This window comes from Colwellia sp. M166, assembly GCF_024585285.1.
In the GTDB taxonomy this organism is placed as follows: Bacteria; Pseudomonadota; Gammaproteobacteria; order Enterobacterales; family Alteromonadaceae; genus Cognaticolwellia.
The window spans coordinates 50,683-64,272 of the sequence record NZ_CP040755.1; the positions used below are offsets into that span (position 1 = coordinate 50,683).

Below are 13,590 nucleotides of genomic sequence, written 5' to 3' on the forward strand. Positions count from 1 at the left end.
AATGGTGATTTTAAGCTATTTAGCTTATTTTTTTTGATGTCTTGCTTGTAATACCGCCATCACTTCACTAAGTTCGATATTTTGATCTTGCAATAACACTAAGGTGTGATAAAACAAGTCAGCACATTCGCCTAATAAATCTTCTTTGGTTTCAGCAACAGCAGCTAATGCGACTTCAACACCTTCTTCACCGACTTTTTGGGCAATTTTAGTGGTGCCGCGTGAAAATAAATGTGCAGTATAACTATCTTCTGGCGCATCATTTTTGCGACTAGCGATAACTTGTTCAAGTTGGCTGAGAAAGTTTTGTTGGCTAATGGCTTGCTCAGGAAAACAAGATTCAGTGCCTAAATGGCAAGTTGGCCCTTGTGGACGACAAGCGATAAGTAGGCTGTCTTGATCACAGTCAGTCACTATTTGGCTAACTTTTAAATAGTTACCGCTGGTTTCACCTTTGCACCAAAGTGCTTGCTTTGCTCGGCTGTAAAATGTTGCTAAGCCTGAATTTAAGGTTTGCTCTAAAGCCTGAACGTTCATATAACCTTGCATTAATACCGCGCCAGTATCTTGATGTTGAATAATGGCAGGCATCATGCCGGCCATTTTATCCCATGCCAATTGGCTGATATTATCTTGTGTTATTAGCATAATCTGATCTCAACTTTTTCATTTTTTAAGTGTTGTTTTAATTCATCCATGGCAATAATGCCTTTATGAAATACGCTGGCAGCAAGTGCACCATCAACATCTGCCTGTTGAAAAACATCAACAAAGTGTGATATTTCACCGGCACCGCCAGAGGCGATTAATGGTAGGTTACATAATTTTCGCACTTGGCTTAGTTGTTCAATATCATAGCCTTGCCGAACACCATCTTGATTCATACAGTTAAGCACAATTTCACCAGCGCCAAGTTTTTGCACTTCTTGGATCCAATCGAGTGTGCGCCATTTGGTTTTTTGTGTGCGGGTTTCATCACCGGTGAATTGATACACTTGATATTCACCTAAACCATTATTCGCGTCTTTATTGAAAAAGCTATCAACGCCAACGACGATACATTGCTGACCAAAAACGTCAGCTAAACGTGATATTAAACTTGGATCTCTTAATGCTGGTGAGTTGATCGATATTTTATCGGCGCCCATCATTAAAATTTGTTTCGCATCAGCCTCGGTTTTTATACCACCGGCAACACAAAAAGGAATATCGATGACTTGCGCTATGCGACTTACCCAACTTTTATCGACCACGCGATCATCTGAGCTGGCGGTAATATCATAAAATACTAGTTCGTCAGCACCTGCCTCGGCGTATTTTTGCGCGAGTGGTACGATATCACCAATAATTTCATGGTTACGAAATTGTACGCCTTTAACTACCTTACCATCGCGAACATCAAGGCAAGGGATAATACGTTTGGCTAACATTGGAATAATTCCTTTTTCTCAAAGCAACGAAATTGAATAGCAATACCTATATCGACTACCTTACCATCGCGAACATCAAGGCAAGGTGCTATACCTTTAACTATGCGTTTGGCTAACATTGGAATAATTCCTTTTTCTCAAAGCAACGAAATTGAACAGCAATACCTATATCGACTACCTTACCATCGCGAACATTAAGGCAAGGTGCTATACCTTTAACTATGCGTTTGGCCAACATGCTATTGCCTCCTCTAAGGTAAATTTACCTTCTAATAGTGAGCGGCCAAGAATGACGCCGTCTACACCGGTAGGAATTAATGCTTTAATATCAGCTAGTGAGCCAATGCCACCTGACGCTTGCCATTTAATACAGGGGTATTGTTGGCAAAGCTCTCGGTACATTTCGACATTGCTGCCACTTAACGTACCATCTTTGCTGATGTCGGTACATAACACGTGGATCAAGCCTGCGGCAATGTAATCATCTAATAAGCTTTCCAAATTAACGCCACTGTCTTTTATCCAACCGTGGGTGGGGAGTGTTTTATTACCAGAGGCATCAATTTTCACATCCAGTGCCAAGACAATACGTTCACCGCCAAATTCTGTTAGCCATTGTTGCACGAGTGTCGGTTCTTTGATGGCAAGCGAGCCAATAACAATACGATCAGCGCCTAAAGCAAGTAGCTGCTCTACGTCGGCTTTACAACGTACGCCGCCGCCTACTTGAATGATCATGCTATCGTGTTTAACTAATGTTTTAAGTAAGTCTAATTGGCGCTTCGTGCTGTCTTTTGCACCATCTAAGTCGACAAAGTGCATTACCGTAGCACCCGCTTTAGCATATGCGTCTTGTCGCTCTTTTGCCGTATATTGATAATGGGTCTTTTGCTGGTAATCACCTTGAAATAATCGTACGACTTCGCCGTCAATTAAGTCAATTGCTGGGATCATCATGATTTACATCTCCAAAAAATTTTTAATAATTTTACTGCCAAGGCTACTCGAACGCTCAGGGTGAAATTGACAACCAATAAAGTTGTCTTTAGCAATGGCGGCAGAAAACTCACTGCCATATTGACAACGCGCGACAGTATATTCAGAAATCGGCGCGGCAAAGCTATGCACGAAATAAAAATAGTCTTCAGGGTTAATGCCGGCAAATATTGGATGTTTGCTGACCTGCGTTAAGGTATTCCAGCCCATATGTGGCATACGTAAACCTTTCGCATCAAGCGGGCGTATGTCGGTGGGGATCAGCGCTAAACATGGTACAACATCATCCGTTTTTGCACCTTCAACAGAAGAGCGTGCCATTAACTGCATACCTAAACAAAAACCCAGTACAGGTTGAGTAAGCTGCTGTAGGGCCGTTACTAGGCCTTTAGCTTTTATATTCTCCATGGCATGGCGAGCACTGCCGACACCGGGAAGAATGACTTTATCAGCGCTTTTGATGGTGTTGATATCATCAGAAATAGTAATGGCAAAACCTAAACGCTCGACGGCAAACTTTACCGACGCTAAGTTTGCACAGCCCGTATCAACAATAACAAAGTTAGCTGGCTTGTTTTCGCTCATCTTACAAACATCCCTTAGTACTCGGTAAATCATCGCCTGATACGGTTATTGCTTGACGCAAAGCACGGCCAAAGACTTTAAAGAGGCTTTCAACTTGGTGGTGACAATTACCTTCAGTGGTCGAAAGGTGTAGAGTGATGGCCATTGAATCGGCTAATGAGCGGAAAAAGTGCGAAACCATTTGTGTCGACATTTGCCCAACTCTATTATCGGTAAACTTGGCATCAAACTCTAACCAAGGACGGCCAGAAAGATCAATTGAACATTCGGCTCGACATTCGTCCATCGGTAAAACAAAACCAAAACGACCGATACCACGCTTGTCACCTAAGGCTTGTTTAAGTGCTTGACCTAACGCTAAGGCGGTATCTTCAACACTGTGGTGTTCATCAATATGATAATCGCCATCAACCTTAACTTGCATACTAAAACCGCCATGAGCCGCTATTTGTTCTAGCATGTGATCAAAAAATCCTAAGCCGGTTTTGATGCTAATGTCACCGACTTTATCTAAGTTAATCGCGACATTAATATCGGTTTCTTTAGTGGTTCGCGTTACTTGTGATGTGCGTGATTGCGTCAATAATTGCTCGGCAATATCGTTCCAATTAAGCGATTCTCTGTTATATTTTAGGCTTTTTATGCCCATATTGGCGGCAAGTTGAATATCGGTTTCACGATCACCAATGACATAAGAGTTGGCAAAATTAACTTTACCGTGTTGCAAATAGTCACTGACTAAACCTAATTTAGGTTTACGGCAGCTACAATTATCGGCTTCAAAGTGTGGGCAAAGTAGTACGTCATCAAAACTAATACCTTGTGAGGCAAACATTGCCATCATTTTATCATGTGGTAAGTCAAAATCGCTTTTTGGATAACTACTGGTACCTAAACCGTCTTGGTTTGATACCATGACTAAGCGATAACCTTTTTTTTGTAAAGCAATCAAGACAGGAATAACGTTAGGTTCGAAAACTAACTTTGCTAAACTGTCGACTTGTTTGTCGCTGACAGGCTCTTCAATTAACGTACCGTCACGGTCGATAAATAAAATATTTTCTTGGCTCATATTAATTCTCTTTTGCCGCCGTTTGGGCTGTTGTGGTGATAACGTTGTCGGTAGTCAATTTGTCGTTAAAGCTATTGATAATAGTTTGTTTTAATAAGCTAAGCTCGTGTTCGCTACCAATACTTATGCGTAAACAATCAGTTAAATTTTGCTGTTTTGATTGATCGCGAATTAAAATGCCTTGTCGCGCTAAACTCTCGAAAATAAAGTTTTTAATTGTCTCATTTTGACAGCGAAATAAAACGAAATTAGCATCGCTGTTAAATACTTGGCTGCACCAACTTTGTTGCGCTAACCAATCAGCAAGTTGTACACGCAGCATATTGGTTTCTTGCACACGAACATTCATTTGTTCTAGACCTGATGGCGCTAATGCTGTGCTAGCAATATCAGCGACCGGCGCTGAAATTGGATAAGGTGCAATCACTTTACTGAGCATAGCGATAATATCGGTATTGGCAAGCGTAAAGCCACAGCGTAAGCCCGCTAAAGCAAAGGCTTTTGAAAGTGTTCTTAGAATCACTAAATGCGGATATTTTTTTAACCAACTTGCAACAGATTGTTCAGGGCTAAATTCGATATAGGCTTCGTCCACCACAACAATGGCTGACTCAGCAAATAACTCAAGTGCGGTTTGAATTTCGTCTTGCGATAATAAATTGCCGGTTGGATTACCAGGTGAGCATAAAAATACCACCTTTGCCTGACCTACTTGTGCTTTTAAACCTGCTAAGTCCAGTGCTAGCTCTTTGGTTAATGGTACTTTGATAATATCTGCGCCGTGATTTTCGGCGCTGATGGCATACATGCCATAGGTCGGCGGGCAAATTAACACGCTATCTTGATAGGCTTGACAAAACGTTCTGATGATCAGCTCTATACCTTCATCGGCGCCACGAGTAGCCAAGATGTTTTCTGCTGATAGGCGACAATATTGACGGTACGCATTGATCAAGTTTTCAGGTTGAAAGTCAGGATAACGATTAATGCTATCACTATTAACTTGGTAATGACCGGGGCCCGATGCTTCATTGGCGTTTAACCAAATTTTGCCTTGCATATCACCACTGCTAGCAAACAGCCGGCGTGCTGATTGATAAGGCACCATCGCGATTAGCTCTTTACGAGCGAGTTTATTTGCAATGCTCATTTATGCCTCCAAGCTTTGTTCTAGTGTACTATTTTGACCAGTCGAGTCAGCTTCTAAACGAATAGTAACGGCGCGCTTGTGACCGTCTAAACCTTCGGCATCGGTGAGTTCACAAATACATTGTGCTAAATTACTCAGGCCTTCGCGGCTAATTTCTTGTACGGTAAAACGTCTGGAAAAATCAGCTAACGATAAACTACTAATGACCTTTGAATAACCATAGGTAGGTAGTACATGATTAGTACCACTAGCATAGTCTCCTGCTGATTCTGGTGTGTAAGCGCCAACAAAAATTGAACCCGCATTGCGCAATTCCGCTAATAACTGTTGAGCGTTTTCGGTTTGAATAATTAAGTGTTCAGGGCCATATTCATTTGATACTTCAACAGCTTGCGCTAAGTCTTGGGTTAATATCAAACGACTTTGTTGTAATGCTTGTTCAGCTATATTGGCTCTGGATAGTTCAGCTAATTGGCTAACTAATGCGGATTGTACTTTTTCAATTAAGATTTTACTGTCAGATAGCAGTATTACTTGGCTATCGGGGCCGTGCTCAGCCTGTGATAATAAATCAGCGGCAATAAAATCGGCATTGGCTTTGGCGTCGGCAATAACCAGTACTTCTGAAGGGCCTGCTGGCATATCAATAGCAAAACCATTTACTTGTTGTGAAAGCTGTTTTTTAGCCTCGGTAACATATTTATTACCTGGACCAAAAATTTTGTTAACCGCAGCAATAGTTTCTGTACCGAATGCCAATGCTGCGCACGCTTGAGCGCCACCAACACTGTATATTTCATCTATTTGGCATAACGATGCCGCAACCAATATTTCGTCTGCTAGTTGGCCATTTTTATCTGGCGGGCAAACTAAGACTTTGCGAGGGCATTCTGCTAGTTGTGCCGGCACGCCTAACATCAATACGGTTGAAGGTAGCGGGGCACTGCCGGCCGGAATGTATAAGCCAACGCTAGCGATAGCTTCCGTTTTTAATGTGCACACCACACCAGGGGTTGTTTCTACCCGAATATCTGCAGTTATTTGGGCTTGGTGAAAACGTTTGATATTGCCATAAGCAGTTTCGATGGCGTTTAGTCTAGCAGCGGTTAATCTGCTTTTTGCTGCCTTGACTTGTGCAGAGCTCACTCGCAAGGTCGTCAGTTTTACGCCATCAAACTTCTCAGTTAAATCAAATAAAGCTTTATCGCCGTTTTCTCTGACATTGCTTAAAATGTTTTCTACTTGTTGTGATAACAAACCGCTTTCTGCGATGGCAGGGCGGGATAAGGCTAATTTACGCTCGGTATCTGACAAGTTTAGCCAATTGATTATTTCGTTTTTCATAACATTCAACTTTTAATAATTTACCCTAGAAAGATAATGTGTTTTAAGCCAATTAGTGCTTAGCACTTATTGGCCATAACGCTATTATCTAGCCCATCATTTTTTCTATTGGCATCACTAGAATAGAGTTACAACCTAAGGCATTAAGTTGTTCCATGGTTTCCCAGAAAAAAGTTTCGGTGGCAACAACATGTACAGCAACGAGGTCATCACGGCCAGCCAAAGGCAAAATGGTTGGCGTTTCTTTACCAGGCATTAAGGCGCTTACCTGCGCTATTTTATCTTTTGGTGCGTGCAGCATAATGTATTTGCTTTCTTTTGCTTTCATCACGCCTTGAATACGAGGTAATAAGGTATCAAGAATACTTTGTTTTTCAGGCGCTAATGCATCAGCTGTTTGAATTAATGACGCTTTTGAGCGGAAAATTTCTTCCACTTCAACTAAGCCGTTCGCTTCGAGTGTTGCCCCCGTTGACACTAAGTCACAAATACCATCAGATAAACCGACCCGTGGTGCGACTTCAACAGAGCCTTTTAATAAGCAAAACTCAACCTTGATACCATTCTCTTTGGCATAACGATTAAGTAATTGTGGGTAGGTTGTGGCAAACCTTAGGCCATTTAAGCTTTTAATACCTTGATAATCAAAACCTTCTGGCATGGCGATTGATAAACGACAGTCACCAAAATTTAAGCCTGAGGTACGAATGTATTGTGATTTTTGCCCCATTAACGCGCGCTCTAATGCCGTTTCTTCAAGCGTATTGTCGCCGACAATGCCTAAGTCGCAGACGCCATCCATAACAAGTCCTGGAATATCGCTACTACGTACGCGCATAATATCGATTGGCATATTAGTCACATGTGCCAACAAACGGCGATCCGAAACATTGAGTTTAAGGCCACAGCGTTTCAATAGTGCTTGTGTGTCGTCGCTTAAACGACCAGATTTTTGCATTGCAATTCTTAAGCGTGGTTCAGTTGTCATGGTGTTTTCCTATTAAATTTTAAATATTTTGTCCTGTTAAATCGCGCTTTTATGTGGCTAAAACTGCTGAAAAAATATCATGTATATACAATTTCAAGGTCATAAAAATGCGAAAACCCCCGAGAGAGATGAACTCTTTCGGGGGTTTAGACATTAATTTTATTTATCTTACACCGCTGAAAGGTTCATAGCCCCTCAGCGAATAAACCTGAGCAGCTAATCCGTATGATGGTGATGAAGATGAATAGCAATCAAGTTTAAAGTCATGTGTTGTTTACTCTATTAGTATTTGGTGTAAGTTATGGAGTTACTACTTTTTATTGTTTAGCAAAGCTAGCAAGATTTTTAAAGTAGTTACTTTAATTTGGCTTTTACATTACGTGGATTTTTCTGTCAGGGCAAGTGTTTAATTTTAACTCGATATTATATTTTGAACTAAGTTAGTATTATTTTTATCTAAGCAGAGGTAATGTTAGTAGGTTAAAGTTTGAGCTATTAATGCCGATAACCATGTTGTAACTGTATTTGACATTTATTTGATTTTGATAACCGTATTATTTATAACCTTATTAAGAGGGAGGTCGCAATGGATATTTTTACTACCGCATTGACACGCGTTGTACCTGTGCCGATTAAACCTGCGGATTTAAAAGTTAAAGCACCAGAAAAAACATCACCAACCAATGATGTGTCTGATGACATTGAAGGATTTGAAGATCCTGCTTTATATTTTAATAAACCTGTCGCTAAAAAAACACCTAACAAAGAGAAAGAGAAAAACAAAGACCATGATACGCCAGAAGTTATCAAAGCTTCTAAGGTACCTGAAGATAATACCGGTCAACATATTGATGTCTTTGAAGACAGTGAAAGCTCACCATTGGAAGAAAAAGATGGTAAACCCCATTTAGATCTTTTTGTCTAAATTCGAGATATAGTATGGTCGTTAAAGGTTTATTTATTGTATTTTTATTCTTTGTAAACGCGCATCTTGAAGTCATATGGGTATATAATAAGCGCAAATTTATCAATGTTATATCTCATGAGTGCTGTAGAACATGCATTTTCCCATCAAGGTGCTTTAGCTAAAGCGATCAAGGGTTTTTCTCCACGCCAAGCTCAGCTTGATATGGCACTTGAGGTGGCTAATGCTATCGAGAAAAAAACTTCGCTTGTTGTTGAGGCGGGTACGGGAACCGGTAAAACCTTTGCCTATTTAATCCCAGCACTGTTAGCGAATAAAGCTCATGCTGAAAATGATCAGGGTCAGAAAAAAATCATTGTTTCTACCGGAACCAAGAATCTGCAAGAACAACTGTTTCATAAAGATCTGCCATTAATTCGTCAAGCATTGGCTAGCAATGCTCAAATTGCCTTGTTAAAAGGACGAGCGAACTATCTTTGCTTATATCGTTTAGAGCAATATCAACAATCACGAGGCCAGCTTGATGCCGAAACGTTAGCTGATTTTGTCAAAGTGCGAACTTGGGCAAATGGTACACACAGTGGCGATATTGGTGAGGTGGTTAATGTTAATGAAGGCTCAGCTGTTTTTCCTTTTGTCACCAGTACTGTTGATAATTGCCTAGCTAAAGATTGTCCTAATATTGATGACTGCTATTTAATAAAAGCGCGAGAAAAAGCCATTGCTGCAGACTTAGTCGTGGTGAATCATCATTTGTTTTTTGCTGACATGGCGTTAAAAGATACTGGCTTTGGTGAGCTCATTCCGAAAGCTGATGTGATGATTTTTGATGAAGCACATCAAATTGCTGATATAGCCAGTGAATATTTTGGAGAGGCGTTTTCTACTCGCCAGTTACTTGACCTTAGTAGTGATGTTTTACAGGTATATCGCAGTGAACTAACTGACGTAAAACAATTAGGTAAGGCAGCAGAAAAGCTGTTAAAAACCAGTCAAGAATTTCGCTTGCTATTTAACTACGACCCCGAGCGAGGTAATTGGCGTGAAAAGCATAAGCTGCAACGATTTTCTCATGCCTTTAGCTTATTAAAAACCGATTTAGACTTTCTTTATCAAGTGATAAAACTTTGTCTTTCGCGTAATGAAGCCATTGATAATTGTTTTGATAGGGCAGTAAACTTATTAGCACAATATGATGTCATGGCGAATGTTGACGCCATGGGCATGAGCTTCTGGTATGAAACCACAGCACGGCATGTGGTTTTGCATAAAACGCCTTTGTCGGTCGCAGATAAGTTCGGCAATTATGTTAAAGACTCTGGTGCTGGCTGGATATTCACTTCAGCAACATTGGCTGTTGATGGCGAATTTAAGCACTTCTCTCGTCACTTAGGTATTGAACACTCAGCTAGTTTATTACTTGATAGCCCATTTGACTATGCTAAGCAATCGCAATTAATTATTCCGCGTTATCTTCCTGCAGCAAATGACCAAAACCGCGCGAAAGCATTAAGCGAACTTGCTATACCATTAATAGAGGCCAGTAAAGGCGCTTGCTTTATGCTATTTACCAGTTACCGCGTTATGCATCAAGTTGCCGAGTTATTGGCTGATAATATTGATAATTTATTGTTGGTACAAGGACAAATGGGCAAGCGAAAGTTATTAGCAGAGTTTGTTGCGCAAAGCAGTGCCGTGCTACTGGCAACGGCCAGCTTTTGGGAAGGTGTTGATGTGCGGGGTGATAAATTAACCTGTGTGATCATCGATAAATTACCGTTTGCATCACCTGATGACCCTTTACTGCAAGCTCGTAGTGAAGATGTCAAAAGACAAGGTAAAGACCCGTTTGTGCAGATCCAATTGCCACAAGCGGTTATCGCATTAAAGCAAGGAGTAGGGCGCTTAATTCGTGATGTAAATGACAAAGGTATATTAGTTATCTGTGATGATAGACTGGTAAATCGCCCGTATGGGCAAGTATTTTTAAAAAGTTTGCCTGATATGAAGCGAAGCCGAAATATTAATCAGGCTGCTGACTTTTTATCGCAACTGACATAAAACAGCTATTGAGGCAAAATACTGCAAAAAATAAAGTCAGGTTTAATCGTAAAGATTGCTCATGCAATCGATAAAATAATGATAAACTCGGCCAATTAACAGCAATTTTATTTTAAAAAGGTTTTTGACGTGAATTTTTTGGCCATTGATGCCTCAACTGAAGCTTGTTCAGTAGCAATTAAATATTTGGAACAACAGTTTAGTGAATATGAACTCTGTCCTCAGTCTCATAGTTTACGTTTATTACCTATGGTTGATAGCGTATTAAAGCAAGCTAATTGCAAATTAACTGAGTTAGATGGCATTATTTTTGGTCAGGGACCCGGAAGCTTCACCGGTGTGCGTATTGGCATCGGTGTAACCCAAGGTTTAGCATTTTCGGCGCAGTTAAATGCACGCGGCGTTTCAACATTACAAGCCATGGCTCAACAAGCCTATGATGAAAAAGGCCAAGATAAAGTTATTGCTGCAATCGATGCCCGCATGTCAGAAGTTTACACCTGCTACTTTGAAGTTGATGAGCAAGGTATTATGCAAGCAAAAACTGAAGAGACGGTGTTAAAACCTGAGTTAGTTGCTCAATATTATAGTCACTTATCTCTGCCTGCTTATGGCGTAGGAACCGGTTGGAATGCATATTCAGCATTGACGGAGTTAAAGTCAAATAACGATTCCCCTGAGATTTTATTCCCTACAGCTCAAGCAATGTTGACCATAGGCCAAGTTGATTTTGTCGAACATAGTGTAGCAGCAGAGCATGCCCAACCTAAATATGTTCGCGATACAGTGTCATGGAAAAAACTGCCGGGGCGCGAGTAAAATAACTTGATTGCTATCAAGTTATGCTTATCAAAATAAAAAATAGTTTTCACCTTGACTAGAAATTTGTTAAATTAAACTTTATGCAAGTTAATAATTCCGCCAATTTTGTCTCCCAAGCGCCTATTGCTTTAGGGAATAATTCTTCTGTACAAGCCCAAGAGCAGCGTGCAAGAGTAGCTGCGCGTGAAACGCAGAGCGCTGAAGAAAATAAAAGTCAAAATTCACAAGCTGATGTCGACACCCGCCAGCGTCTCGATATTGATGAGCAGGTCATTGCTTTAATTGAGCGTGAGCAACCACCTCCTTATGGTAATGCTGGTAATAACAACGCACAACAAAGTAACCAGCAAAACAGTTATAACAGCGCATATGATGCACCATCGAATCAAAATAAATTGGCAGTAGCCGCTTATCAATCGGTTGATACTCTTGCTGCGCGCGATAACATTGAACAAGTTTTTGGTGTTGATTTATTTGCCTAATTCATCTGAGCAAAAACCTACAGTATCTTCTACAAAAAATGCTTTGAGCTTTCGCCAAAGATATCAATTCTGGCTGATGTTACTTACAGCATTTATTATTTTGCAACTGCCTTTCATTTCTATCCCCTTTAAGTGGTTAGAGAGTTATTTTCATGAGATTAGCCACGGTTTAACGGCGTTACTCACCGGGGGAGACATTGTGCAGATCCAATTATTTCCTAACGGGGCAGGTTTGTGTACCACTCGTGGTGGCTCAGCCTTTTTTATCAGTTTAATGGGCTATGGTGGCGCTATATTATGGGGCTGTTTATTCTTTTCTTTGGCATCTGTTCATCGTAAGGCTGCACAGGCTTTTTCGGTATTATTAGTGGCCTTATTAGCTGGTAGCATTCTTTTCTGGGTACGAGATTTATTAACCTTGTTTATTGTACTGGTACTGCTCAGTTTAGTGCTAGCTCAGTTAAAATACTCATCACAAAAATATCTTCAGACGCTACTAAAAATGACCGGACTATTAGTGTTAGCTAACAGTTTAATGAGTCCTTTGTATTTACTGGATGGTCAAGCACGAGGTGATGGTGCGGCTTTAGCTAATATTACCTACATTCCAGAAATAATATGGGTGTTACTGTGGTTTATTGCAGGGCTATTTGCAACATATCGCCTGAGTAAAGTATCGTTTGCTAGCAGATCTTAAGGAGCTATAACTCCTTACTTAATAAAGGGTTTATATGTTAAATACTAGTGTCATGAAAGCCGTTACATTTAATGTTAATGGCCAAAATATTTGTGGTGTCAGTAATGGTAATGAACAACAGCCACTACTTTTATGCTTACATGGGTGGTTAGACAATGCGGCAAGCTTTCAGCCTTTGATACCTTATTTAAGTGATTATCATGTTATTGCCATCGATTGGCCAGGACATGGATTATCCAGTCATCGCAGCCTTGATGCACATTATCATTTTTTGGACTGGGTCTATGATCTTATTGCTCTATTTCGCTCTCAGCAGTGGCAAGAAATTGATATTGTTGCCCACTCTATGGGAGCCATGGTAGCGTCTGCTTTTGCTGCGGCATTTCCCGAACATGTCAAATCCTTAACCTTAATTGATGCTATCGGTATTTTAACCTCGGATGCCAAAGAGAGCACAGCACAATTGCGCAAAGGACTATTAAGTCGTTTAACGCGTCATGCAAAGCCTAAAAACAAACATGCAAGTATTGAGTCTGCTGTTGCTGCTAGAGTGTCGGTGTCGGACTTAAAGGCTAAATATGCCGCTCTTATTGTTGAACGTGGTATTGAGCAGACTGACAATGGCTTTATTTGGCGTGCAGATAGCCGTTTACGCGCCACCTCACCGTACCGATTTACCTTGGCGCAAGCTAAACAGCTTATTACTGATATAACTGCACCAGTGCAACTGGTTTATGGCGATAAAGGCATGGAGATGGTTACAACCGGTTTAGCATGCTTTGGACCTCTGTATCAAAACCTACAGGTGCATAAATTATTGGGGGGCCACCATGTTCATATGGAACAAGCCGAGCAGACAGCGAAGTTAATTGCTCAACTTATTGAACAGAAAAAGTAACCAGAGATAAGATAAGGTTTTAGCCAGTTCATCTATAATAAGCGGAGTAATTATCTGTTAAATTTAAACAAGTGTTTAAATTTACTGGATCGACCAGTGAAAATTTGATAAAACGTATCATTAAAATTATGCATAAGAAT

At 40.6% G+C, this 13,590-nt stretch carries 15 protein-coding genes; 6 read left to right on the forward strand and 9 right to left on the reverse strand.

Annotated elements, in window-relative coordinates; translation table 11 throughout:
- Window positions 1-24 precede the first annotated feature (24 nt).
- The 9 genes from hisIE to hisG form a co-directional block, all read right to left on the reverse strand.
- Window positions 25-648, reverse strand: coding sequence for a bifunctional phosphoribosyl-AMP cyclohydrolase/phosphoribosyl-ATP diphosphatase HisIE (gene hisIE / locus FGD67_RS00305; protein WP_257173140.1), 624 nt, complete (start codon window positions 646-648; stop codon window positions 25-27).
- Complete coding sequence (hisF, locus tag FGD67_RS00310) at window positions 642-1,430, reverse strand: imidazole glycerol phosphate synthase subunit HisF (RefSeq protein ID WP_257173141.1); 789 nt, start codon at window positions 1,428-1,430, stop codon at window positions 642-644. Before hisF ends, hisIE begins: the two co-directional genes overlap by 7 nt.
- Window positions 1,424-1,549, reverse strand: a complete 126-nt coding sequence (locus tag FGD67_RS00315) for a hypothetical protein (protein WP_257173142.1) — start codon at window positions 1,547-1,549, stop codon at window positions 1,424-1,426. Before FGD67_RS00315 ends, hisF begins: the two co-directional genes overlap by 7 nt.
- A gap of 100 nt (window positions 1,550-1,649) precedes the next feature.
- Window positions 1,650-2,387, reverse strand: a complete 738-nt coding sequence (hisA, locus tag FGD67_RS00320) for a 1-(5-phosphoribosyl)-5-[(5-phosphoribosylamino)methylideneamino]imidazole-4-carboxamide isomerase (RefSeq protein ID WP_257173143.1) — start codon at window positions 2,385-2,387, stop codon at window positions 1,650-1,652.
- A 3-nt stretch (window positions 2,388-2,390) separates the two neighbouring features.
- Window positions 2,391-3,011, reverse strand: a complete 621-nt coding sequence (gene hisH, locus FGD67_RS00325; RefSeq protein ID WP_257173144.1) for an imidazole glycerol phosphate synthase subunit HisH — start codon at window positions 3,009-3,011, stop codon at window positions 2,391-2,393.
- A gap of 1 nt (window position 3,012) precedes the next feature.
- Complete coding sequence (gene hisB, locus FGD67_RS00330; protein WP_257173145.1) at window positions 3,013-4,083, reverse strand: bifunctional histidinol-phosphatase/imidazoleglycerol-phosphate dehydratase HisB; 1,071 nt, start codon at window positions 4,081-4,083, stop codon at window positions 3,013-3,015.
- Window position 4,084: 1 nt separating this feature from the next.
- Window positions 4,085-5,233, reverse strand: coding sequence for a histidinol-phosphate transaminase (gene hisC / locus FGD67_RS00335; RefSeq protein WP_257173146.1), 1,149 nt, complete (start codon window positions 5,231-5,233; stop codon window positions 4,085-4,087).
- A complete protein-coding gene (gene hisD, locus FGD67_RS00340; RefSeq protein ID WP_257173147.1) occupies window positions 5,234-6,577 on the reverse strand; it encodes a histidinol dehydrogenase in 1,344 nt (447 codons plus the stop codon).
- A gap of 88 nt (window positions 6,578-6,665) precedes the next feature.
- Window positions 6,666-7,565: an ATP phosphoribosyltransferase gene (gene hisG, locus FGD67_RS00345; protein ID WP_257173148.1), complete on the reverse strand. Its 900-nt coding sequence runs from the start codon at window positions 7,563-7,565 to the stop codon at window positions 6,666-6,668.
- A gap of 586 nt (window positions 7,566-8,151) precedes the next feature.
- Here hisG and FGD67_RS00350 point away from each other — a divergent pair.
- The 6 genes from FGD67_RS00350 to FGD67_RS00375 all read left to right on the forward strand — a co-directional run bounded on the left by FGD67_RS00350 (window position 8,152) and on the right by FGD67_RS00375 (window position 13,450).
- A complete protein-coding gene (locus FGD67_RS00350; RefSeq protein ID WP_257173149.1) occupies window positions 8,152-8,490 on the forward strand; it encodes a hypothetical protein in 339 nt (112 codons plus the stop codon).
- A 117-nt stretch (window positions 8,491-8,607) separates the two neighbouring features.
- Window positions 8,608-10,551 (forward strand): ATP-dependent DNA helicase, encoded by a 1,944-nt coding sequence (locus FGD67_RS00355; RefSeq protein ID WP_257173150.1) that lies wholly within the window; start codon window positions 8,608-8,610, stop codon window positions 10,549-10,551.
- A 129-nt stretch (window positions 10,552-10,680) separates the two neighbouring features.
- Complete coding sequence (gene tsaB / locus FGD67_RS00360; RefSeq protein WP_257173151.1) at window positions 10,681-11,370, forward strand: tRNA (adenosine(37)-N6)-threonylcarbamoyltransferase complex dimerization subunit type 1 TsaB; 690 nt, start codon at window positions 10,681-10,683, stop codon at window positions 11,368-11,370.
- An 83-nt stretch (window positions 11,371-11,453) separates the two neighbouring features.
- On the forward strand, window positions 11,454-11,855 hold the full coding sequence (locus tag FGD67_RS00365; protein WP_257173152.1) for a hypothetical protein: 402 nt from the start codon (window positions 11,454-11,456) through the stop codon (window positions 11,853-11,855).
- On the forward strand, window positions 11,848-12,552 hold the full coding sequence (locus tag FGD67_RS00370) for a M50 family metallopeptidase (protein WP_257173154.1): 705 nt from the start codon (window positions 11,848-11,850) through the stop codon (window positions 12,550-12,552). The genes FGD67_RS00365 and FGD67_RS00370 overlap by 8 nt, the downstream gene beginning before the upstream one ends.
- Before the next feature lie 34 nt (window positions 12,553-12,586).
- Entirely contained in the window at window positions 12,587-13,450 is an 864-nt protein-coding gene (locus FGD67_RS00375; RefSeq protein WP_257173155.1) for an alpha/beta fold hydrolase, read from the forward strand.
- The last annotated feature ends 140 nt before the right edge of the window (window positions 13,451-13,590 follow it).

What these genes read in the sequence shown, in the direction of transcription:
- FGD67_RS00355 (WP_257173150.1), top strand. Translation starts at nt 8,608, where the DNA reads ATGAGTGCTGTAGAACATGCATTTTCCCATCAAGGTGCTTTAGCTAAA.
- hisB (WP_257173145.1), bottom strand. Translation starts at nt 4,083, where the DNA reads ATGAGCCAAGAAAATATTTTATTTATCGACCGTGACGGTACGTTAATT.
- hisH (WP_257173144.1), bottom strand. Translation starts at nt 3,011, where the DNA reads ATGAGCGAAAACAAGCCAGCTAACTTTGTTATTGTTGATACGGGCTGT.
- hisA (WP_257173143.1), bottom strand. Translation starts at nt 2,387, where the DNA reads ATGATGATCCCAGCAATTGACTTAATTGACGGCGAAGTCGTACGATTA.
- hisF (WP_257173141.1), bottom strand. Translation starts at nt 1,430, where the DNA reads ATGTTAGCCAAACGTATTATCCCTTGCCTTGATGTTCGCGATGGTAAG.
- FGD67_RS00315 (WP_257173142.1), bottom strand. Translation starts at nt 1,549, where the DNA reads ATGTTAGCCAAACGCATAGTTAAAGGTATAGCACCTTGCCTTGATGTT.
- FGD67_RS00365 (WP_257173152.1), top strand. Translation starts at nt 11,454, where the DNA reads ATGCAAGTTAATAATTCCGCCAATTTTGTCTCCCAAGCGCCTATTGCT.
- hisC (WP_257173146.1), bottom strand. Translation starts at nt 5,233, where the DNA reads ATGAGCATTGCAAATAAACTCGCTCGTAAAGAGCTAATCGCGATGGTG.
- hisG (WP_257173148.1), bottom strand. Translation starts at nt 7,565, where the DNA reads ATGACAACTGAACCACGCTTAAGAATTGCAATGCAAAAATCTGGTCGT.
- hisIE (WP_257173140.1), bottom strand. Translation starts at nt 648, where the DNA reads ATGCTAATAACACAAGATAATATCAGCCAATTGGCATGGGATAAAATG.
- FGD67_RS00375 (WP_257173155.1), top strand. Translation starts at nt 12,587, where the DNA reads ATGTTAAATACTAGTGTCATGAAAGCCGTTACATTTAATGTTAATGGC.
- hisD (WP_257173147.1), bottom strand. Translation starts at nt 6,577, where the DNA reads ATGAAAAACGAAATAATCAATTGGCTAAACTTGTCAGATACCGAGCGT.
- FGD67_RS00350 (WP_257173149.1), top strand. Translation starts at nt 8,152, where the DNA reads ATGGATATTTTTACTACCGCATTGACACGCGTTGTACCTGTGCCGATT.